The following is a 20,390-nucleotide window of genomic DNA, read 5'->3' as shown; positions in this document are numbered from 1 at the left end:
CCCCGCCCCCCCCCCCCCCCCGCCCGCGTTTTGGGGGGGGGGGGGTGGGGGTGGGGGGGGGGGGGGCGGGGCCCCCCCCCCCCCCCCCCCCCGCGCCCCCGCCCCCCCCCCCCCCCCCCCCCCCCCCCCCCCCCCCCCCCCCCGGGGGGCGCGCCCCCCCCCCCCCCCCCCCCGCCCCCGGCCCCCCCCCCCCCCCCGCCCGGTCGTCCGCTCGATCCAGCCGATGTAGGACCCGACACGCGTGTTCACGGCGGGAGTGTCGGTGGCGCACTCCCTGCCGTAGGACACCAGACCCACGACGTACGGCCGCCCCCCGACCACCCGGACGAGGGGGCCGCCGGAGTCGTACTGGCAGGTGTCCCGGCCGGGGGCGTAGGTGCAGACCTGGGTGGGGGCGATCTGCTCCATGCCCCGGCTCGCGCAGACCGGGTTGCTCAGCGTGCGGAGGGCCACGGTCCGCAGGACGTCGGAGGTGGGGCCGCCGTACGAGGTGGTGCCCCAGCCGGGCACCTCCACCTGGGCCTGGTCCAGGGACCCGGGGGCGTACGGCGCGGGCAGGCCGACCGGGCGCACGTCACGGCCGAGGGCGACCGGCTCGGCGAGCCGGACGAGAGCGATGTCGTTGCGCTGGCTGACCGGGTCGTACTCCGGGTGCGGCACGAACCGGTCGGGGGTCACCAGGACCGCGTGCGGGCTGTCGGCGTCGGTCCTCAGGTCGTGGTCGCCCAGGAGCACGCCCACCCGGGCGGGACTCGCGTACGAACCCGTCAGACAGTGGGCGGCGGTGAGCACGTACCGGTCGCCGATCAGTGCGCCGCCGCACATCACCCGACGCTCCACGACGTCGACGAGCCCCGCCATGAAGGGGTACTGATGAGGCCGTGCCTCCTGTCCGCCGACGACCGCGTGCGCGGGCGGCGCGACCCCGAGCGGACACACCGCCATCACCATGCCCGCGACCGTCGCCATGAGCTTCCTCGCCCGTCCCACCTGATCTCCGCACTCTCGGCGCCGCGTCCCCGGGCCGGAGAGGTGCGGAGACGTTTCCGCACGCCCGTCCCGGCCCGCGTGGGCATCAACGAGACGGGCGGGACGCGGTCACTCGACCACGGGGCCGGACTGGTGACCGACGCGCGCTACGGCACCCGCGCGGTCCACTCCTCGGTGGCGAACTTCGTCCGCACCAGCTCCTCCGCCCGGGCCAGTTCCTCAGCCGTGACCTCCGCGGTGACCAGGCCGTAGCGGTCGCGGAAGGAGGCGATCATGTTCTCGATCACCTGCTCCCGGGCGAGCCCGGTCTGCCGGCGGAGTGGATCCACGCGCTTCTTGGCGCTCTTCGTGCCCTTGTCGGACATCTTCTCCCGGCCGATGCGCAGGACCTCCAGCATCTTGTCGGCGTCGATGTCGTACGACATGGTCACGTGGTGCAGGACGGCCCCGGGCCCGCCGTCCGGGCCGACCACCCGCTTCTGCGCCGCGCCCGCGATCTTCCCGGCCTCGGTGGCGATGTCGTTGAGCGGCTGGTACCACGCCTTGATCCCCATGTCGCCGAGGGCGCCCAGGACCCAGTCGTCGAGGTAGGCGTAGCTGTCGGCGAAGGAGAGCCCCGACACCAGCGACTCCGGCACGGACAGGGAGTAGGTGATCGTGCTCGTGGGTTCCACGAACATGGCCCCACCACCGGAGACGCGACGCACCACGGTCATCCCGTGCTTCGCCGCCCCGCCGGGGTCCACCTCGTTCCGCAGCGACTGGAAGCTGCCGATGACCACGGCGGGCGAGGCCCACTCCCAGACCCGCAAGGTGGGCGCCCGCCGCCCGGCGGCCACCTCGGCGGTGAGCACCTCGTCAAGGGCCATGTGCAGGGCCGGGGCCTGAGGCCCCGCGTGCACCAGCTGCCAGTCGTAGTCGCTCCACTCGGTCGCGTGGGCCAGGGCCCGCCGGACGGCGATGCCGATCCCTTCCGCCGTCAGCCCGAACATCACGGTCGACTCGGGCAGAGCCGCGGTGATCCGGGCCGCCAGACCTGTGGCGTCCGTCGAGGAAGGGGCGCCCTCCAGGGCGCCGTCGATCGCGAGGATCGCCTCGTCGGGCTCCAGGAAGAAGTCTCCGGCGACCCGCACGTCGCGGAGTGCACCGTCCTCGACGTCCAGATCGACGACGACGAGCTTGCCGCCGGGCGCCTTGTACTCACCGTGCACCGTTTCGTTCCCTCCAGCGTGCGGCCGGGACCCACGTCGTCTCGGCCCCAGGACTCGGACAGACCTGCGCATACCGCGCATCGCACTCTAGGTCATGCCCCCATGGCCACAGAAGGGCGCGGGACGCGGCCCCGGCCTTGGCGGATGGGGACGGAGACCGTCTACAACACGCGCAAGGCGTCGTTGACGTCACGTTCGCGCCTCGCCAGGGCGTGCAGCACGGCCTGATCGCCGTGTCGTTCGCGGGCAGCCGCGACAAGCACGTCGATCGCCAGGGCGAGGGCGGCTTCGGGGGTCGGGTGAGGGGCGGCCACGCTCAGCGCCAGATCGTCGAGGTGAACCGCCAGTTCGACACAGCGCGTCTGGAGATAGCCGTCGAGCAGCATCTCCTCTCCGGGCCGGTGGAGGACGGCCACGCGCTGATCGGCCGGCTCCCTTTCCAACCGCTCCGACAACCGCCGCCACGCGGCCCGCGCCTGCTCGGCCACGACGGCGGGACCGGCCGCGGCCGTTTCCTCGCTGCGGGCGCGCACGCCGACATTGAGCTCGGAGTCGGGCGTGGACGTGCCCACGAGCCTGGCGTAGTAGTGCACGGGCGTCACCGGTTCCGCACCGACCACCCGACCGTCGAGGAACCACTCGACCTGCAGGACGCTCCGCGCGAGGTGACCGGCCAGGCCGCCCACCGTCATCCCCGGCAGTACGGACTCCTTCTGCCAGCAGCGCGCCACCTCACCTGCCTCGAGGAGTTTCACGGCCTGCTCGGCAGCGAGCAGGTACGAGTTCCGGATCTCAGTAGTCGTCATGCCAGGCATGGTGCCCCGACGGTGATCACGGCGGCAGGGGCGTCCATGCATTGATCACTCCGACCGTCATGTGAAGTCACCTTCGCGGGGCGTCGGCCGGTCAGTCGCGTCGTCCGCGGGCGCGCAGAGCCGCCCAGTGGCGCAGGCGCTCGGTGATCTGGGCTTCGTAGCCGTTGCGGGTGGGCTTGGTAGTACGTCTCGCGGTCCCCGGGAGAACGGCGGGTGACGAGTGCGGTGGTCCGGTTGTCAGCGCCGCGTGCTTAGCTGGACACATGACCGAAGACTTCATCGAGCACGTCCTCGGCGGCCGTACGACCGAGGTGGAGGAGGCCGTCCGCAAGGCCGCCGCCGCCGAGATCATGCCGCGTTTCCGGCAGCTCGCCGCCGACGACATCGTCGAGAAGAACGGCCCGCACGACCTGGTCACCGTCGCCGACCGGGCCGCCGAGGCACACCTCACCACCTCCCTGACCGCCCTGCTGCCCGGCTCGGTGGTCGTCGGCGAGGAAGCGGTCCACGCCGATCCCACGGTCTACGAGGCGCTGCGCGGCGACGCCCCCGTCTGGATCGTCGACCCCGTCGACGGCACCCGGCAGTTCGTCCACGGCGACCCCGCCTTCTGCACCCTCGTCGCCCTCGCCCGGCACGGCGAGCTGCTCGCCTCCTGGACGTACGCGCCCGCCCTCGAGGAGTTCGCCATCGCCGTCCGCGGCAGGGGCGCCACCCTCGACGGGCAGCCCCTGCGCTCCGGTTCACCCGAGCCCGGTGCCGTCCTCACGGTCGCCACCTCGCACCCCGACTACTCCACCCCCGACCAGAAGCGGGCCCTGCTCGGCCTGTCCACCGAGGGCGTCGCCCCCCGCCCCTGCGGCTCCGCGGGACTCGAGTACCTGGCCGTGGCGCGCGGCGCGCTCGACGCCACCGCCTTCAGCTGGGAGTACGCCTGGGACCACGCGGCAGGACTGCTCCTCGTCACCGAGGCCGGCGGTGCGCAGACGACCGTCGCGGGGGAGCCCTTCCGCATCACCGGCGGCAACGCGCTGCCGTTCACGGCGGCCAGGGACGCCGCCACCGCCGACCGGATCCGGACCCTCCTGAGGGGCCGTTAAGAACCGCCGGAGCGCAGGAATATCCTGAGAGCCCTGGCCATCGGCTGACGAAGGAGTCCGAAGGTGTCGAAGAGGACGTCGATGCTCGATGCCGTCGTCGTGGGCGCGGGGCCCAACGGACTGACCGCCGCCGTCGAACTGGCCCGCCGCGGCCTGTCCGTGGCCGTCTTCGAGGCGAAGCCCACCGTCGGCGGCGGCGCCAGGACCGAGGAGCTCACCCTCCCCGGCTTCCGGCACGACCCGTGCTCCGCCGTGCACCCGCTCGGCGCCGGCTCGCCGGTCTTCAAGACGATGCCGCTCGACCGGTACGGCCTGGAGTGGCTCCACCCCGAACTGCCCATGGCCCACCCCTGGGACGACGGCACCGCCGCCGTCCTCGCGCGCTCCGTCGCGGAGACCGCCGCCTCCTTCGGACCGCGCGACGCGGGGGCGTACCGCAGGCTCGTCCGCCCCTTCCTCGGCAAGTGGGACGTCCTCGCACGGGACTTCATGCAGCTGCCGCTCACGGCGCTGCCCCGCGACCCGGTGACCCTCGCCCGCTTCGGCCTCGCCGGACTGCCTCCCTCCACCTGGCTGATGCGCCGCTTCCAGGACGAGAAGGCGCGAGCGCTCTTCGCCGGTCTCGTCGGCCATGTCATGGCCCCGCTCGGCGGTTTCGCCACCGGCGCCGTCGGCCTGGTCTTCGCGCTCGCCGCCCACGCCGGCGGCTGGCCCCTGCCCCGTGGCGGCTCCCAGTCCATCTCCGACGCCCTCACCGCGTACCTGCGGGACCTCGGCGGCGCCGTCCACACCGACTTCGAGGTCAAGCGCCTCGACGACCTGCCGCCCGCCCGCGCCTACGTCTTCGACACCTCGCCCACGGCCCTCGCCCGGATCGCCGGCTTTGGCGGCCACTACGACCACTACCGGTACGGCGCCGCCGCGTTCAAGGTCGACTACGCCCTGGACGGCCCCGTGCCGTGGACCGCCGAGGAGCCCCGGCGTGCCGGCACCGTCCAGATCGGCCCCACCGCCGGAGAGATCGGCACCGCCCTGCGGGAGGCCTCCTCCGGCACGGCCCCCGACGCCCCCTTCCTCATCGCCGCGCAGCCCAGCCTCGTCGACCCCTCCCGCGCCCCCGAGGGCAAGCACGTCTTCTGGGCGTACGGCCATGTGCCGAACGGCTGGCGCGGCGACCTCACCGAGGCGATCGAGCGTCAGATCGAGCGCTTCGCCCCCGGCTTCAGCGACCGCGTCCTCGCCCGCGCCACCGCCGGCCCGCCCGAACTCGCCGCGCACAACGCCAACTACGTCGGCGGCGACATCGCCTGCGGCGCCGCCCGCGGCCTCCAGCTGCTGCTGCGCCCCACCCTCTCGCTCCGCCCCTACGCCACCCCGCACCCGGCGGTCTTCCTCTGCTCCTCCGCCACCCCGCCCGGCCCCGGCGTGCACGGCATGTCCGGTCACAACGCGGCGAAGGCGGTCTGGCGCAGCCTGCGCGGCCAGGCGGCCCGGTAGGGCCTGTCGGTCGGATCGGGCCCGCCCGCGAAAATAGACTGCCCCCATGGCCAAGTACTTCGACGTCCACCCCGACAACCCCCAGCCCCGCACCATCGGCGCGGTGGCCGACTCCATCCGGAACGGGGCGCTCGTCGCGTACCCGACCGACTCCTGCTACGCGCTCGGCAGCCGACTCGGCAGCCGTGACGGCATCAGCCGCATCCGGGCCATCCGCGACCTCGACGACCGGCACCACTTCACGCTGATGTGCCAGAACTTCGCCCAGCTGGGCCAGCTCGTGCACATCGACAACGACGTCTTCCGCGCGGTGAAGGCGGCCACCCCCGGCCCGTACACCTTCATCCTGCCCGGTACCAAGGAAGTGCCGCGGCAGCTCCTCCACCCCAAGAAGAAGACGGTCGGCGTCCGCATCCCCGACCACGTCGTCACCCAGGCCCTCCTCGCCGAGCTCGGCGAGCCGCTGCTCTCCAGCACCCTGCTGCTGCCCGACGAGGCCGAACCCCTCACCCAGGGCTGGGAGATCAAGGAGCGGCTCGACCACCAGGTGGACGCGGTGCTCGACTCCGGCGAGTGCGGAACCGAACCCACCACGGTCGTCGACTTCTCCAGTGGCGAGCCCGAGATCGTCCGCCGCGGAGCGGGGGACACCACACGGTTCGAGTAGGGCACGCGAAGCGGGCCACCGGTTCCGATGCGGCCCTTCCCGGCGCGGCCGTGATCACCGTACGGTCGCGGTGAACGCCCGTTCACCGCGCACCCCATGGAGGTTCCGGCCGCATGATCGTCATCGCTCATCTCAGCGACGTCCACATCGACGGCGGGCAGCGCGGCGCGGACCGCACCCGCGCCGTCCTGCGGTATCTGGAGGAGCTGCCGTACGACCTGGCGGCCGTGCTCGTCACCGGGGACATCGCCGACCACGGCACCCCCGACGAGTACACACAGGCGCGGGAACTGCTGCACTCCCGCCACCCGCTGCTCCTCTGCCCCGGGAACCACGACGACCGCGCCGCCTTCCGGAAGGCCCTCCTCCCCGAGGAGACGGGAACCCGCCCGTACGCCCCCGTCAACCAGGTGCTCCGCGGCGAGGGCTTCGTCATCGCCCTCTGCGACTCGTCCGTGCCCGGCGAGCACCAGGGCCTCCTGGAGGACGAGACGCTTGAGTGGCTCGACGGCGTCCTCGCCGACACCCCGCGCGACGTGCCCGTCCTCGTCGCCTTCCACCACCCGCCCGTACCGCTGCACACCCCGTACGTGGACGAGATCCGGCAGTTCGGCGAGGAGCGGCTCGCCGCGCTCGCCGACCGCCACCCCCACCTCACGGCCTTCCTCGCGGGCCACGCCCACACGGCCGCCGCCACGACCTTCGCCGGGCGCCCCCTGCTCGTCGCGCCCGGGGTCGTCTCCGCCCTCCGGCTGCCCTGGGAGAACGCGGGCCCCGACGACCCGCACGTCCACCTCGACCTGCCGCCCGCCCTCGCCTTCCACGTCCTCGGCGACGACGGCAGGCTGACCACCCACTACCGGACGGTCACCGGCTGAGCGCGACCGGGACCGGGGACGGACGACCATGTCGTTTTCTCGCCAGCCCGCGGGCCGTCCGTCCCCGATCCTGGACTCATGCACACCGACACCGAGCGCTGCGTACGAGCCGTCCAGTCGAAGGACGCCCGCTTCGACGGCGTGTTCTTCACCGCCGTCCGCACCACCCGGATCTACTGCCGGCCCAGCTGCCCCGTCGTCCCGCCCAAGCCCGAGAACATGGAGTTCCACGCCAGCGCCGCCTCCTGCCAGCGCGCCGGCTTCCGGGCCTGCAAGCGGTGCCGCCCCGACACCAGCCCCGGCTCGCCCCAGTGGAACGTCCGCGCCGACGCCGTCGCCCGCGCCGTCCGGCTCATCCAGGACGGGATCGTCGACCGGGAGGGCGTCCCCGGACTCGCCCGTCGCCTCGGCTGGTCCACCCGCCAGATCGAACGGCAACTCCTCGCCGAACTGGGCGCGGGACCCCTCGCCCTGGCCCGCGCCCAGCGCGCCCAGACCGCCCGGGTCCTCATCGAGACGACCCCGATGCCCCTCGGAGAGATCGCCTTCGCGGCCGGCTTCTCCTCCATCCGCACCTTCAACGACACCGTCCGCGAGGTCTTCGCCCTGACCCCCGGCGAACTCCGCGCCCGCGCGGCCCGCCCGATCCCCGACCGGACCCCCACCCCCGGCGTGATCAGCCTCCGCCTGCCGTTCCGCGCCCCGCTCGAACCCTCCAACCTCTTCGGCCACCTCGCCGCCACCGCCGTCCCCGGCGTCGAGGAGTGGCGCGACGGCGCCTACCGGCGGACCCTCGCCCTGCCGTACGGACACGGGATCGTCGCCCTGGCCCCGCGCCCCGACCACATCGCCTGCCGCCTCTCCCTCACCGACCCGCGCGACCTCACCCACGCCATCAGCCGCTGCCGCCGCCTCCTCGACCTCGACGCCGACCCCGTCGCCGTCGACGACCGGCTGCGCGCCGACCCGCTGCTCGCGCCGCTCGTCGACAAGGCGCCCGGCCGCCGGGTGCCCGGCACCGTCGACCCCGCCGAGTTCGCCGTACGGGCCGTCCTCGGCCAGCAGGTCTCCACCGCCGCCGCCCGCACCCACGCCGCCCGGCTCGTCACCGCGTACGGCACCCCCGTCGACGACCCCGAGGGCGGCCTCACCCACCTCTTCCCGGACCCCGAGGCGCTCACCGCCCTCGACCCCGAGACCCTCGCCCTGCCCCGCAGCCGCCGCACCACCCTTCTCACCCTCGTCCGGGACCTCGCCGACGGTTCCCTCACCATCGGCCCCGCCGACGACCGCGAGGAGGCCCGCGCCCGCCTGCTCGCCCTGCCCGGATTCGGGCCCTGGACCACCGAGGTCATCGCCATGCGGGCCCTCGGCGACCCCGACGCCTTCCTCCCCGGGGACCTCGGCGTCCGCCGCGCCGCCGAAGGCCTCGGCCTGCCCGCCACCCCCGGCGCGCTCACCGCCAGGGCGGCCCACTGGCGCCCCTGGCGCGCGTACGCCGTCCAGTACCTCTGGGCGACCGACGACCACCCGATCAACCACCTGCCCAGCGAAGGACACTGAACCGTCATGGCCCCCACCGTCCGGCACACCGTCGTGGACAGTCCGTACGAGCCGCTGACCCTCGTCGCCGTCGACGGCGTCCTCAGCCGCGTCCATATGACCGGGCAGCGCCACCGTCCGCCCGAGGAGACCTTCGGGGAGCCCGACCCGCGCCCCTTCGGCGAGGCGATCCGCCAGCTCGACGCCTACTTCGCGGGCGAACTCACCACCTTCGACCTGCCCTTGCACCTCATCGGCACCCCCTTCCAGAAGCGGGTCTGGGAGCAGCTGCTCCTCATCCCGTACGGGGAGACCCGGACGTACGGCCAACTCGCCGAGGCGCTGGGCAGTCCCGGGTCCTCCCGGGCCGTGGGGCTCGCCAACGGGAAGAACCCGGTCGGCATCATCGTCCCCTGCCACCGTGTGATCGGCGCGGGCGGCGGCCTCACCGGCTACGGCGGCGGCCTCGACCGCAAGCAGCGTCTCCTCGCCTTCGAATCGGGTGCGGCGGAACCGGACGCCCTCTTCTGACCGAGGTGTTAGGTTCCCGCCATGGCCAAGGTGAACATCGCGCTCGACGCCGAACTCGTCGTGGAAGTCATGGTCCTCGCCGGTATCGGGAACCCCCAGGACGCCGTCGAGGCGGTGGTCCGCGACTACATCGCCCGCGGCCACCGCACCGAGGCGCGCGCCGTCAGCCGGGACGAGGCGGAGCGCACCGGTGAGATGGTCCCGCCCGAGCCCCCGCAGGGCTGAGCCTCCCCGCCCCTCCCGGCGCGGGCGCCCGTCAGCTCCCGCCGGTCAGCTCCCGTCCTCCGGGGGCTCCGTGTCGGTGCGCGCCCGGGCCGCGCGGCGCAGCCGGTGATGACGGGAACCGCCCTGCTCGGTGATCGCCTCGCCGACCAGGGCGCGTACGGCGTCCCCGAGCCCGTGCAGCGCGTGGTGCCGGACCGGACCCGCCCCCGGGTCCTCCCGCAGCTCCTTCAGAAGCGCCCAGCACAGCGCCAGCATCACAAGCACGAACGGCAGCGCCACCAGGATCGTCGCCGTCTGGAGCGACTCGAGACCGCCCACCACGAGCAGGACCGCCGCCACGGCCGCCATCAGGACGCCCCAGGTGACCACGAGCCAGGTCGGCGGGTGGAGCGAGCCGCGGCTCGTCAGCGAGCCCATCACGAGCGAGGCCGAGTCCGCGCTCGTGATGAAGTACGTCATCACGAGCAGCATCGCCAGAACCGACGTGACCGTGCCGATCGGCAGCGCCTCCAGCATCGCGAACAACGAGGCCTCCGCCCCGTCCTTCACGGCCGCCGCCAGGTCCGCCGCGCCCGTGGTCTCCAGCCGGATCGCCGTACCGCCCATCACGCAGAACCACACCACCGTCGCCCCGGACGGCACGAGCAGCACACCCACCAGGAACTCCCTGATGGTCCTGCCCCGCGAGATCCGGGCGATGAACGTGCCCACGAACGGCGCCCACGACAGCCACCACGCCCAGTAGAAGATCGTCCACGCCCCCAGCCACTCGGGATCGGTGAACGCGCCGGTCCGGGTCGCCAACGGCAGCAGCTGGTGCAGATAGCCGCCGACGGAGGCCGGAATGGTGTCCAGGATGTAGACCGTCGGACCGAGCAGGAACACGAAGAGCATCAGACAGGCCGCGAGGACGATGTTCAGGGTCGACAGCCACTTCACGCCCTTGTGCAGCCCCGAGAAGGCCGACAGGACGAAGGCCGCGGACAGCGCCGCGATGACGATCAGCTGGGTGGACGTCGAGTTCTCCACGTCCATCGTCAGGTTCAGCCCCTCGGCGACCTGGAGCGCACCGAGCCCGAGGCTCGTCGCCGTGCCGAACACGGTCGCGAACACCGCGAGCAGGTCGATCGCCCTTCCGGGCCAGGACTCCACCCGGCGCGCGCCCAGGAGCGGCACGAAGGCGGAGCTCAGCCGGTTCCCCCGGCCCTTGCGGAAGCCCGCGTACGCGAGGGCGAGGCCCGCGATGCCGTAGATCGCCCACGGGGTGAGCGTCCAGTGGAAGAACGAGTACTCCATCGCGTTCAGGGCCGCCGTGCCCGTTCCGGCCGCCGCCCCGCTCGCCGGGGGCGGGCTCAGGAAATGCTGGAGCGGCTCCCCGACCCCGTAGAACATCAGCCCGATGCCCATGCCGGCGCTGAACATCATCGCGATCCACGCCAGGTTGTTGAACTCCGGCTCCGAGTCGTCCGCGCCCAGCCTGATCCGGCCGAACCGGCTCAGGGCGATCACCACGCACAGGACGAGGAAGATGTCCGCGGCGATCACGAAGAGCCAGGCGAAGTTCGCGAGCACCCACTGGAGCGCCGTGTCCGAGGCGCTGTCGAAGGAGTCCTCGCCCAGGGCGGCCCAGCCGACGGCCGCGACGACGGCCGCGACCCCGATCCCGATGACCCACACCTCGGGCCTGTCGTCGGGAACGATCTTTTCCGTACTCATGGGACCCACTATGGTGCGGAATATCGTCTTATCCGGGGGTGGCACGCCGTCCGGGGGTACGGATAGGGTCGGCCTCGGCGCGACTGCACGTTCGAAAGCAAGGGATGCAAGGTGACGGACGGAGCAGCAACTCAGGTCGCTCACGTACTCGTGGCGGCCGACAAGTTCAAGGGTTCGCTCACGGCCGTACAGGTCGCGGAGCGGGTCACAGCAGGACTGCGACGGGTCATTCCCGAGCTCACGGTGGAGACGCTGCCCGTCGCGGACGGCGGCGACGGCACCGTCGCGGCAGCCGTCGCGGCCGGATTCGAACGCCGCGAGGTCCGGGTGACGGGACCGCTCGGCGAACCGGTCACCGCGGCCTTCGCGCTGCGCGACACCACCGCCGTCGTCGAGATGGCCGAGGCCTCCGGCCTCCAGCTCCTCCCGCCCGGCGTGTTCGCCCCGCTGACCGCGACGACGTACGGCTCCGGCGAACTGCTCCGCGCGGCCCTCGACGCGGGCGCGACCACCGTCGTCTTCGGCGTCGGCGGCAGCGCCACCACCGACGGCGGCGCCGGCATGCTCGCCGCGCTCGGCGCCCGCTTCCTCGACGCGTCCGGCGCGCCCGTGGGCCCCGGCGGCGCGGCCCTCGCCGACCTGGCCACCGCCGACCTCACCGGGCTCGACCCCCGCTTCGCCTCCGTCGACCTGATCCTCGCGAGCGACGTCGACAACCCGCTCACCGGCCCCAAGGGCGCGCCCGCCGTCTACGGCCCGCAGAAGGGCGCCACCCCGGACGACGTCCGCACCCTGGACGCGGCCCTCGCCCACTTCGCCACCGTCCTCGAGAAGGCCATCGGCCCCAAGGCCGCCGAGGCGGCCCTCGCCCCGGGCGCGGGCGGCGCCGGCGGCATCGGCTACGGCGCGCTCATCCTCGGCGCGAGCTTCCGCCCCGGCATCGAGCTGATGCTGGAGGTCCTCGGCTTCGCCCCCGCCCTGGAGCGCGCCACCCTGGTCATCACCGGCGAGGGCTCCCTCGACGAGCAGACCCTCCACGGCAAGGCCCCGGCGGGCGTCGCCGCGGCGGCCCGCGCGGCGGGCAAGGAGGTCGTCGCGGTCTGCGGCCGGCTGGCCCTGCCGCCCGAGGCCCTGGGCAAGGCCGGCATCCGCCGCGCGTACCCCCTCACGGCGCTCGAGCCGGACGCGGCCAGGTCGATGGCGAACGCGGGCCCGCTCCTGGAGGAAGTCGCGTCGAACATCGCGCGAGACTTCTTGACGTAGCGGCACGGGCCCCGGCCCCCTCCCGAACCCCCGCTGCGGACACCTGTCCCACGGGGGCGCCGCCCACCCTGGCTGCGGGCACCTGTGCCCGCCCCGGTGGGCCACCCACCCTCGCTGCCGACACCTGTCCCGCCGGGGCGCCGCCCACCCTCACCGTGCCGCCTCCGCCCCCCCGTTGTGGGCATTCGTTCCGCTGGGGCGGAACGGGTGGGCACAACGGACGGCGCCCCTTGCCGGGCCTAGGCTTCCGCGCCTGAACCCGCACCCGATGTACGGCGCACAGTCCGGTGCGGGTCCAGGCACAAGGGGCGGAGGCGCCCGCCGAAGGGCGCCGTCCCGTGTGCCCACCCGTCCCGCCCTGCGGGACGATTGCCCACACGGGGGTGGGTGGGGACGCGGGCGGTTGCCGCCCCCCTCAACCCCCCGACGCCGTAAGCCGGAACGCGTCCAGCGCCAGCGTCATCTCCGTAAGGTCCCGCGGTCGCGACAGCGACCGTGACGTCAGCTGCTCAAGACGCCGCAGCCGGTTGAAGACCGTGTTCCGGTGGCAGTACAACCGCCCCGCCGCCCGCCCCGCCGACCCCTCGCAGTCCAGCCACGCGTCCAGCGTCTCCAGGAGCACCGCCCGGTCCGCCGGGTCCAGTTCGAGCAGGCCGCCCAGGACGTCCGAGACAAGCAGGCTCGCCATCTCCGGCTGGCCCACCACCAGCGCGCCCGCCATCCGCCGGTCGAGCCGTACGATCTGACGGCTGCCCGGCGGGCAGGTCCGCAGGGCCAGTTCGGCGAGCCGCCGCGCCCGGCCCAGCTCGGTGAGGCCCACCACCACCGGGCTGATCCCGCCGGGCCCCGGGCACCGCCCGTCGAGGAGCTCCGACAGCGCGTCGAGCCCGGTGTCACCGGCCAGCGCCACCACCCCCAGCTCGCAGTCCGCGCCCATCCGCCACAGGAACCGCACCCCCTCGCCCTGCACCTGCCGGTGGAACGGCTCGCGCTCCTCCCGCCGGTCGTAGCGCAGCACCACCACCGCGTACCGCCCCTGCTCCGGCAGATCGAGGCCCGCCGCCGCCCGCGACACCAGCTCGGGCGACCGCTGGCCCTGGAGCAGCGCGTCCACGAGTGCCTGGAGCTGCTCGTCGGTCCGCCGCCGCAGCTCCAGCTCGGTCGACCGGTACGCCTCCGACGCCGTGTCCGCCTGCGCGTCCACCGCCGACCACACCGTCGTCGCCGACTGCATCAGCGCCGCCAGCTGCGCCGTGTCCGCACCGGCGCCCTCGATCAGCGCGTCCCAGACCAGATGCCCGGCGTGCCGGTACGCGTGCACGACGAGTTCCAGCGGCATGCCCTGCGCGGCCCGCCGCCGGCCCATCTCGTCCGCGTGCTCCAGGTCCCTGCGGGGCGAGTTCCGGGGCGCCGAGATCATCTCGATCCCGATCCGCATCGCCTCGTGGGCCTCCTGCCAGTGCTGGTCGTACGGAAGGATCCGCCCGTAGGCGGGCTCGTAGGCGTGAAGTTCCCTCAGATGCTCGTCCACCAGCTCCGGCACCCGCTCCAGAAGCGCCGTGCACGCCTGCGCGAGCATCTTCCAGTCGTCGCCCGTCCGCCGTCTGCGCCGTCCCATGCCGGGAGGATCCACCGCCCCGGCCCCCTCCGCACAGCCCTGACGCGCACTGTTGTGCGCATGCACAGCCCGCCGCCGTCCCCGCTGGTCACCGGCAGCGTTTCGGCCACGGGACGTGGACGCGCGGTCCCGCGCGGTGTTGGGGTGAGCGCCACTGAACGGCCGAGTAACAAGAACGGCCGGGGAAAGGGGAACCATGGGAGGTACCGCACCCGCCCTCGAGGTGACGGACCTGACGGCGGGATACGGACCGGTGCGCGCGCTGCGGCGGGTGTCGCTGACCGTGCCGGCGGGCGAGGTCGTCACCGTCCTCGGCGGCAACGGAGCAGGAAAGTCCACACTGCTGCGGGCGGTCTCGCGCACCCTGCGGTTCCACGGCGGCGCCGTGGTCTCCGGCACGGTGAGCCGGGACGGCAGGCCGCTCGACGGACTGCCGCCGGACCGGGTCGTCGCGGCCGGCGTCTCCCAGGTGCCCGAGGGCCGTCAGGTCTTCGCCCGGATGACGGTCGAGGACAATCTGCGGGCCGGCGCCCTCGGCGGGCGCGGCAACCGGGCGGCGAAGGCGGACGCCCTCCGCCGGGTCCACGAGCTGTTCCCGGTCCTCGCCGAGCGCTCCCGGCAGCAGGCCGGACTGCTCTCCGGCGGCGAGCAGCAGATGCTGGCCGTCGGCCGCGCCCTGATGGCCGGGCCCGACCTGCTCCTCCTGGACGAGCCCTCGCTCGGCCTCGCCCCGCTGATGGCCGCCCGGATCGCGGACGCCATCCGTGAGATCAACGCCCAGGGCACCGCGGTGCTCCTCGTCGAGCAGAACGCGGCGCTCGCCCTGCGGCTCGCCTCCCGCGCGTACGTCCTGGAGGTCGGCGAGGTCACTCTCTCCGGCCCGGCCGCCGAACTCGCCGCATCCGACGAGGTGCGCCGCCGCTATCTGGGCGTGGTCGACGAGGACGCCGCCGCCGACGCGGCCCGCGCCCGCACGACACACCCGGTCCTGTCGCGCTGGGAGGACACCCGATGACCGACGCGGCCCGTGCCCGCACGACACACCCGGTCCTGTCCCGTTGGGAGGAGCCCCGATGACCGACGCACCCGCGATTCCCACGGCCGCGCCGGACGTCCCCGCGCTCGTCGTCGAGGGACTGACCGTCCGCTTCGCCGGGCTCACCGCCCTCGACGCCGTCGGCTTCACCGTCCGGCCCGGCACCGTGCACGCCCTCATCGGGCCCAACGGCGCCGGCAAGTCCACCTGTTTCAACGTGCTCTCCGGCGTCTACCGGGCCACCGAGGGCTCCGTCCGTCTCGGCCCGCACGAGCTGACCGAACTGCCCCCGCACCGGATCGCGGACCTCGGCGTCGGCCGGATCTTCCAGAACCTGGCCCTGCCGCCGCGCGCCACCGTCGAGGACAGTCTGATGCTCGGCCGCCACCGGCTGACCCGCACCGGCTTCGTCGCCGCCGGCCTCCGGCTGCCGTCCGCCGCCCGCGAGGAGGCGCGTCACCGCGCCAGGGTCCGGGAGATCGCCGCCTTCGTCGGCCTGGAGCAACAGCTCGCCAAGCCCGCGGGCTCGCTGCCGTACGGACAGCAGAAGCTCGCCGAACTCGCCCGCGCCCTCTGCATGGAGCCGAAGCTGCTGCTGCTCGACGAGCCCGTCGCCGGCATGACCGCCGACGAGCGGGTCCGTACCGCCTCGGTCATCGCGGGCGTCCGCGACAGCCTCGGCATCTCGGTCCTCCTCGTCGAGCACGACATGGGCCTGGTGATGCGGCTCGCCGACTCCGTCACCGTCCTCGACTTCGGCCGCCGCATCGCCGACGGGGCACCCGCCGCCGTCCAGAACGACCCGGCGGTCGTCCGCGCCTACCTCGGAGAGGAGTCCGCCGCGTGAGCACCTTCGCCGAGTTCCTGATCAACGGCATCTCACTGGGCTCGATCTACGCCCTCATCGCCCTCGGCTTCGTGATCATCTTCCGCGCCACCGAGGTCGTGAACTTCGCCCACGCCTCCCTCCTCCTGGCCGGCGGTTACGTCACCGCCGTGCTGCACGAGGAGATCGGCTTCTGGCCCGCCCTGCTCGCCGGCATCGCGGGCGCGGCGGTCGTCGGCGCGGCCGTCGAGTTCCTCGTCATGCGCCGTCACCGGGGCGGTGACCACAGCGTCCTCGCGATCGTCACCATCGGCGTGGACATCCTGCTCGCCACCGAACTGACCCGCAGGATCGGCACCGACATCCTCTCCCTCGGCGACCCCTGGGGCGACGCCGTCGTCACCGTCGGGCCGGTCACGATCGCGGAGACCCGGATCGCCGCCCTGCTCGCCGCGGCCCTCCTCATCACCGCCTTCCTGCTCGCCTTCCGGTACACCTCCTGGGGCGTCGCCATGCGGGCCGCCGCCGAGAACCAGGAGACCGCCGCCCTCATGGGCATCAGGCTCGGCCGGGTCTCGCTCGGCGCCTGGGCGGTCGCCGGCGGTCTCGCCGCCGTCGCCGCGCTCTTCCTGACCGTCTTCCCGACACCCGGCCTGGAGCGGGCCACCTCGCTCGCCGCGCTCAAGGCCTTCCCCGCCGCCATCCTCGGCGGCCTCGACTCCACGACGGGCGCCCTCGTCGGCGGTCTCCTCGTCGGCGTCACCGAGTCCCTCGCCACCGGCTACCAGGGCGACCTCGCGTTCCTCGGCCGGGGGATCGGCGACCTCGCCCCCTATCTCGTCATGGTCGCGGTGCTCCTGATCCGCCCGGCCGGACTCTTCGGCACGAAGGAGCTGGCCCGTGTCTGAGACCCTCGCCAGGAACGGCCTCCGGGTCCGTACCCCCGCGGTGTACGGGTGGGCCGCCGCCGGCCTCGTCCTCGTCGTCCTCCCCTTCTACCTGGACCGCTTCTGGCTCCAGGCGGGCCTGTTCGCGATGGCGGCCGCCCTCGGCGCGATCGGCATCAACCTGCTGACCGGCGCCACCGGGCAGCTCTCCATGGGGCACGCCTTCTTCCTCGCCGTCGGCGCCTACGGCTACTGCGCCTTCGCCGGTGACGGCGCTGACGGGCTTGCCGGGCTCGGACTGCCCGGCTGGCTCGCCGCCGTCCTCGCGGTGGCCCTCTCGGGCGTGGCCGGCGGTGTGTTCAGCCCCATCGCGGGACGGCTGCGCGGCGCGTACCTCGGCATCGCCACCCTCGCGCTGATCTTCATCGGGCAGCATGTGCTCTTCAACGCCCATGACCTCACCGGCGGCTACAACGGCCGTGCCGTCCCCCCGCTCAGCCTCTTCGGCCTCACCTTCGACGACAGCGAACTCCTCGTCGCCCAGGTGCCGTTCGGGGCGGTCGAGAAGCTCTGGTACCTCGGTCTCGTGCTGCTCCTCGCCGGGGTGGTCTTCGCCCGCGGGGTGCTCAGGGGCCGTCCGGGCCGCGCGATGAACGCCATCCGCGACCACCGGATCGCCGCGGGCGTGATGGGCATCCCGGTGGCCCGCTACCGCGCCGCCGTCTTCGTCCTCTCCTCGATGTACGCGGGCCTGGCGGGCGTCCTGCTCGCCCTGGTCTTCCAGCGCACGGTGCCCGAGTACTTCGGCATGGCGCTCTCCCTCGAGTACCTGGCCATGATCGTCATCGGCGGTCTCGGCTCGGTCGCGGGCGCGGTGGCCGGAGGCGTCTTCGTCTCCCTCCTGCCGCAGCTCCTCAACCGGTACAGCGATGCCCTCCCGCTGGTCTCCGCCCCGGGGACGGGCGGGATCGCACCGGGGGAGGCCTCCCGCTACCTGTACGGCGCCGCCGTCGTCGCGGTGGTGCTGTTCCTGCCCGGAGGACTGGCCAGGCTCGCGGCCCGAAGGCCCGGCAGACCCAAGAACCCCACATCCACCACCCCCACTCCACCCGACACCTCTTCCACCGAACCCTCAGGGGAGGCACGATGACCCACCGACGACAGGCCGTGCGGGGCCTGGCCGCCGCGCTCGCCGCACTGGTCGCCCTCACCGCCGCCGGATGCAGCTCCAAGGCCAAGACCGGTGACGGCAAGCAGACCGACGCGGGCGGGGTGAAGACCGGCGAGGGCGTCACCGACAAGACGATCTCGCTCGGCGCGCTCACCGACATGACCGGCGTGTACGCCACCCTCGGCAAGAGCGTCACCCAGGCCCAGCAGCTGTACGTGAAGCAGGTCAACGCCGCCGGCGGGATCTGCGGCCGGCAGCTGGAACTGACGGTCCGCGACCACGGCTACGACCCGCAGAAGGCGCTCGCCGCCTACACCGAGCTGGAGCCGAAGGTCGTCGGCTACGCCCAGTTCATCGGCTCGCCGTTCGTCGCCGCCGTCAAGCCCCGGGTGGACGGCCAGGACAAGGGCCTCGTCCTCCCGCAGGCCTGGTCGGCCTCGCTGCTCGGCTCCCCGTACATCCGCGTCCTGGGGGCCACGTACGACGTCGAGACCATCAACGCCGTCGACTTCCTGGTGAAGGAGAAGGGCCTGAAGCCGGGCGACAAGCTGGGCCACGTCTACTTCGAGGGCGACTACGGAGAGAACGCGCTCAAGGGCTCGAAGTACGCGGCGGAGAAGGCGGGCCTCACCGTCGTCGAGCAGAAGATCAAGCCGACCGACAACGACATGTCGGCGCAGGTCGCGGCGCTCAAGCAGGCCGGGGTCAAGGCCATCGTGATCAGCGCGGGCCCGCGCCAGGCCGCCTCTCTCGTCGGTGTCGCCGCCGCCACCGGCCTCAAGGTCCCGGTCGTCGGCAACAACTCGGCCTTCGCCCCGCAGCTCCTCGGCACCCAGGCGGGACCGGCCCTGGAGAAGATGTACTGGTTCGCCTCCCCGAGCCTCCCCATCGGCGCCGACACCCCGACCGCGAAGAAGCTGGTCGCGGACTACAAGGCCGCCTACCCGAGCCACGCCCTCGACAACGGCATCGTCGCCGGCTGGACGGCGGCGAGCGTCTTCGGCGAGGCCCTGAAGAAGGCCTGTGCGGACAAGGACCTCACCCGTGACGGCGTCGGCAAGGCCCTCCTCACACTGACGTCCCACGACGCCGGTTTCGGGATGAGCCACAACCTCGGCGACCCGAAGGCCCCCTCGTCCCGCGAGTCCGTCATCATCCAGCCGGACAAGACGGTCCCCGGCGGCATGCGCACGGTCCGCCGGCCCTTCGTCTCGGACGCCGCGAAGGCCTACACGCCCTGACCGACCCGTCCGACGCCGTTCGACCCGGGCCGGGTTTCACACGCGTGAAACATCACGCTGTGAAGCTCGGCCCATGAACGTGATGATCGAGGAGAACCGCTCCCACCCGCGCCTCCCTGAGCTCCTCGCCGCCTACCACCTGATCAACCAGGCGGGGAAGGGGACGCCCGTGGCGACGGCCGCAGGGCTCCCGGCCGTATACCGCGCCGAGACCGAGGACCCGGCCGCCGCCTTCGCCGCCGACACGGTCCTGCTCGCCACCCCGCCCGGCACGGAGCTCCCGGCCGGCTGTGTCGTCCTCAAGGCGCCGAAGGAGGGCCGGGCGCCCGAGATCAAGCGGCTCTGGGTCGCCCCCGAGGCCCGCCGCAAGGGGATCGCGAAGGCCCTCATGACCGAGGCGCTGCGCCGGGCGGCGGCCACCGGAGCCTCCGCCGTACGCCTCACGGTCTGGAACGGTCGGGAGGAGCCGCTGGCCCTCTACCGGAGCCTCGGCTTCCGGACCGTCGCCTCCTGGGACGAGCGGCCGGACCTGCTCTGCCTGGAGAAGCCCCTGGGGACGGCCTCCGACCGCATCGAGCGCCTCACCGCCGACGAGGTACGGGCGAACGCCCCCGCCGGTCTCGCCGCGCTCCTCGTCGACGCGGTCGACGGCGGCGCCTCCGTCGGCTTCCTGGCGCCCCTGGAGACGACGGAGGCGGCCGCCTGGTGGTCCCGGGTCGCCGAGGAGACCGCGGAGGGCGTACGGGACGTCTGGGCGGCCCTCGCCCCCGACGGGCGCCTGACGGGCGTCGTCACCCTCGTACGCGGCTCCACGGCCAACGGCCGGCACCGCGGCGAGATCGCCCGGCTCCTGGTGCACCGCGACGCCCGGGGCAGGGGCCTCGGGTACCGCCTGCTCGCCGTGGCAGAGTCCCACGCCGCCGCCACCGGGCTCCGCCTGCTCGTCCTGGACACCCAGACCGACAGCCCGGCCGAGCGCCTCTACCGGGGAGCGGGCTGGACGGCCGCCGGAACGATCCCCGACTTCGCCGCCGACCCAGCAGGCGTCCTGCGCCCCACCACCCTGTACTACAAGCGCCTCGTCTAGGGGGGGTGTCTTGCCGATCAGGCCGGATCAGGCAAGACACCCCCTGGGCGCAGGGCACGCGAAAGGGCCCCGGAGGCGTCTCGTCTCCG

19 protein-coding genes and 1 pseudogene are annotated in these 20,390 nt (G+C 73.5%); 15 read left to right on the top strand and 5 right to left on the bottom strand.

All coding sequences use genetic code 11. The annotated features are described in order from the left end of the window. The 3 genes from ACZ4VK_RS12165 to ACZ4VK_RS12155 form a co-directional block, all read right to left on the bottom strand. A partial coding sequence (locus tag ACZ4VK_RS12165) for a serine protease (RefSeq protein WP_468352019.1) occupies window positions 1-945 on the bottom strand: 945 nt, incomplete at its 3' end. Between the two features lie 191 nt (window positions 946-1,136). After that, window positions 1,137-2,201: a lipoate--protein ligase family protein gene (locus ACZ4VK_RS12160; protein ID WP_468351188.1), complete on the bottom strand. Its 1,065-nt coding sequence runs from the start codon at window positions 2,199-2,201 to the stop codon at window positions 1,137-1,139. A gap of 161 nt (window positions 2,202-2,362) precedes the next feature. After that, window positions 2,363-3,007, bottom strand: coding sequence for a maleylpyruvate isomerase N-terminal domain-containing protein (locus ACZ4VK_RS12155; RefSeq protein WP_468351186.1), 645 nt, complete (start codon window positions 3,005-3,007; stop codon window positions 2,363-2,365). Between the two features lie 272 nt (window positions 3,008-3,279). On the opposite strand from ACZ4VK_RS12155, the gene ACZ4VK_RS12150 reads away from it, so the two are divergent. The 7 genes from ACZ4VK_RS12150 (at window position 3,280) to ACZ4VK_RS12120 (ending at window position 9,456) form a co-directional block, all read left to right on the top strand. Next, complete coding sequence (locus ACZ4VK_RS12150) at window positions 3,280-4,116, top strand: inositol monophosphatase family protein (RefSeq protein WP_468351184.1); 837 nt, start codon at window positions 3,280-3,282, stop codon at window positions 4,114-4,116. A gap of 81 nt (window positions 4,117-4,197) precedes the next feature. Continuing rightward, complete coding sequence (locus tag ACZ4VK_RS12145; RefSeq protein ID WP_468352017.1) at window positions 4,198-5,613, top strand: phytoene desaturase family protein; 1,416 nt, start codon at window positions 4,198-4,200, stop codon at window positions 5,611-5,613. Window positions 5,614-5,659: 46 nt separating this feature from the next. Beyond that, the gene (locus ACZ4VK_RS12140) at window positions 5,660-6,280 is read left to right on the top strand and encodes an L-threonylcarbamoyladenylate synthase (protein WP_468351182.1); all 621 of its coding nucleotides are present in this window, start codon (window positions 5,660-5,662) and stop codon (window positions 6,278-6,280) included. Window positions 6,281-6,393: 113 nt separating this feature from the next. Then, window positions 6,394-7,158, top strand: a complete 765-nt coding sequence (locus ACZ4VK_RS12135; protein WP_468351180.1) for a metallophosphoesterase — start codon at window positions 6,394-6,396, stop codon at window positions 7,156-7,158. Window positions 7,159-7,236: 78 nt separating this feature from the next. Beyond that, on the top strand, window positions 7,237-8,721 hold the full coding sequence (locus ACZ4VK_RS12130) for an AlkA N-terminal domain-containing protein (protein ID WP_468351178.1): 1,485 nt from the start codon (window positions 7,237-7,239) through the stop codon (window positions 8,719-8,721). 6 nt (window positions 8,722-8,727) lie between these two features. Next, window positions 8,728-9,231: a methylated-DNA--[protein]-cysteine S-methyltransferase gene (locus ACZ4VK_RS12125; RefSeq protein ID WP_468351176.1), complete on the top strand. Its 504-nt coding sequence runs from the start codon at window positions 8,728-8,730 to the stop codon at window positions 9,229-9,231. Window positions 9,232-9,252: 21 nt separating this feature from the next. Next, window positions 9,253-9,456, top strand: coding sequence for a type II toxin-antitoxin system VapB family antitoxin (locus ACZ4VK_RS12120; protein WP_468351174.1), 204 nt, complete (start codon window positions 9,253-9,255; stop codon window positions 9,454-9,456). A gap of 45 nt (window positions 9,457-9,501) precedes the next feature. On the opposite strand, the gene ACZ4VK_RS12115 is transcribed toward ACZ4VK_RS12120, so the two are convergent. Continuing rightward, window positions 9,502-11,172, bottom strand: coding sequence for a BCCT family transporter (locus ACZ4VK_RS12115; protein WP_468351171.1), 1,671 nt, complete (start codon window positions 11,170-11,172; stop codon window positions 9,502-9,504). A gap of 111 nt (window positions 11,173-11,283) precedes the next feature. On the opposite strand from ACZ4VK_RS12115, the gene ACZ4VK_RS12110 reads away from it, so the two are divergent. Beyond that, window positions 11,284-12,435, top strand: a complete 1,152-nt coding sequence (locus ACZ4VK_RS12110) for a glycerate kinase (protein ID WP_468351169.1) — start codon at window positions 11,284-11,286, stop codon at window positions 12,433-12,435. 415 nt (window positions 12,436-12,850) lie between these two features. Here the strand turns inward: ACZ4VK_RS12110 and ACZ4VK_RS12105 are convergent, their stop codons facing one another. Beyond that, complete coding sequence (locus ACZ4VK_RS12105) at window positions 12,851-14,053, bottom strand: PucR family transcriptional regulator (RefSeq protein WP_468351167.1); 1,203 nt, start codon at window positions 14,051-14,053, stop codon at window positions 12,851-12,853. A 196-nt stretch (window positions 14,054-14,249) separates the two neighbouring features. Here ACZ4VK_RS12105 and ACZ4VK_RS12100 point away from each other — a divergent pair, with 196 nt between their 5' ends. The 7 genes and pseudogenes from ACZ4VK_RS12100 to ACZ4VK_RS12070 all read left to right on the top strand — a co-directional run bounded on the left by ACZ4VK_RS12100 (window position 14,250) and on the right by ACZ4VK_RS12070 (window position 20,301). Then, on the top strand, window positions 14,250-15,068 hold the full coding sequence (locus tag ACZ4VK_RS12100) for an ABC transporter ATP-binding protein (RefSeq protein ID WP_468351165.1): 819 nt from the start codon (window positions 14,250-14,252) through the stop codon (window positions 15,066-15,068). A gap of 58 nt (window positions 15,069-15,126) precedes the next feature. Beyond that, entirely contained in the window at window positions 15,127-15,936 is an 810-nt protein-coding gene (locus ACZ4VK_RS12095) for an ABC transporter ATP-binding protein (protein ID WP_468351163.1), read from the top strand. Then, the gene (locus ACZ4VK_RS12090; protein ID WP_468351161.1) at window positions 15,933-16,823 is read left to right on the top strand and encodes a branched-chain amino acid ABC transporter permease; all 891 of its coding nucleotides are present in this window, start codon (window positions 15,933-15,935) and stop codon (window positions 16,821-16,823) included. The genes ACZ4VK_RS12095 and ACZ4VK_RS12090 overlap by 4 nt, the downstream gene beginning before the upstream one ends. Further along, window positions 16,816-17,952: a branched-chain amino acid ABC transporter permease gene (locus tag ACZ4VK_RS12085; protein ID WP_468351159.1), complete on the top strand. Its 1,137-nt coding sequence runs from the start codon at window positions 16,816-16,818 to the stop codon at window positions 17,950-17,952. Before ACZ4VK_RS12090 ends, ACZ4VK_RS12085 begins: the two co-directional genes overlap by 8 nt. Beyond that, on the top strand, window positions 17,949-19,214 hold the full coding sequence (locus tag ACZ4VK_RS12080; RefSeq protein WP_468351157.1) for an ABC transporter substrate-binding protein: 1,266 nt from the start codon (window positions 17,949-17,951) through the stop codon (window positions 19,212-19,214). The genes ACZ4VK_RS12085 and ACZ4VK_RS12080 overlap by 4 nt, the downstream gene beginning before the upstream one ends. 73 nt (window positions 19,215-19,287) lie before the next feature. Beyond that, window positions 19,288-19,710, top strand: a pseudogene (locus ACZ4VK_RS12075) (GNAT family N-acetyltransferase); the annotation flags it as partial. Window positions 19,711-19,785: 75 nt separating this feature from the next. After that, entirely contained in the window at window positions 19,786-20,301 is a 516-nt protein-coding gene (locus ACZ4VK_RS12070) for a GNAT family N-acetyltransferase (RefSeq protein ID WP_468352015.1), read from the top strand. The last annotated feature ends 89 nt before the right edge of the window (window positions 20,302-20,390 follow it).

It is taken from the genome of Streptomyces sp. NPDC028711, assembly GCF_055565415.1.
The sequence above is the reverse complement of the archived record's forward strand: the minus strand, read 5'-3'. Positions and strand labels throughout refer to the sequence as shown.

Bases quoted from the DNA above. Each gene is read 5' to 3' on its own strand.
- ACZ4VK_RS12155 (WP_468351186.1), bottom strand. From the start codon at position 3,007: ATGACGACTACTGAGATCCGGAACTCGTACCTGCTCGCTGCCGAGCAG.
- ACZ4VK_RS12150 (WP_468351184.1), top strand. From the start codon at position 3,280: ATGACCGAAGACTTCATCGAGCACGTCCTCGGCGGCCGTACGACCGAG.
- ACZ4VK_RS12145 (WP_468352017.1), top strand. From the start codon at position 4,198: ATGCTCGATGCCGTCGTCGTGGGCGCGGGGCCCAACGGACTGACCGCC.
- ACZ4VK_RS12140 (WP_468351182.1), top strand. From the start codon at position 5,660: ATGGCCAAGTACTTCGACGTCCACCCCGACAACCCCCAGCCCCGCACC.
- ACZ4VK_RS12135 (WP_468351180.1), top strand. From the start codon at position 6,394: ATGATCGTCATCGCTCATCTCAGCGACGTCCACATCGACGGCGGGCAG.
- ACZ4VK_RS12130 (WP_468351178.1), top strand. From the start codon at position 7,237: ATGCACACCGACACCGAGCGCTGCGTACGAGCCGTCCAGTCGAAGGAC.
- ACZ4VK_RS12125 (WP_468351176.1), top strand. From the start codon at position 8,728: ATGGCCCCCACCGTCCGGCACACCGTCGTGGACAGTCCGTACGAGCCG.
- ACZ4VK_RS12120 (WP_468351174.1), top strand. From the start codon at position 9,253: ATGGCCAAGGTGAACATCGCGCTCGACGCCGAACTCGTCGTGGAAGTC.
- ACZ4VK_RS12115 (WP_468351171.1), bottom strand. From the start codon at position 11,172: ATGAGTACGGAAAAGATCGTTCCCGACGACAGGCCCGAGGTGTGGGTC.
- ACZ4VK_RS12105 (WP_468351167.1), bottom strand. From the start codon at position 14,053: ATGGGACGGCGCAGACGGCGGACGGGCGACGACTGGAAGATGCTCGCG.
- ACZ4VK_RS12100 (WP_468351165.1), top strand. From the start codon at position 14,250: ATGGGAGGTACCGCACCCGCCCTCGAGGTGACGGACCTGACGGCGGGA.
- ACZ4VK_RS12095 (WP_468351163.1), top strand. From the start codon at position 15,127: ATGACCGACGCACCCGCGATTCCCACGGCCGCGCCGGACGTCCCCGCG.
- ACZ4VK_RS12080 (WP_468351157.1), top strand. From the start codon at position 17,949: ATGACCCACCGACGACAGGCCGTGCGGGGCCTGGCCGCCGCGCTCGCC.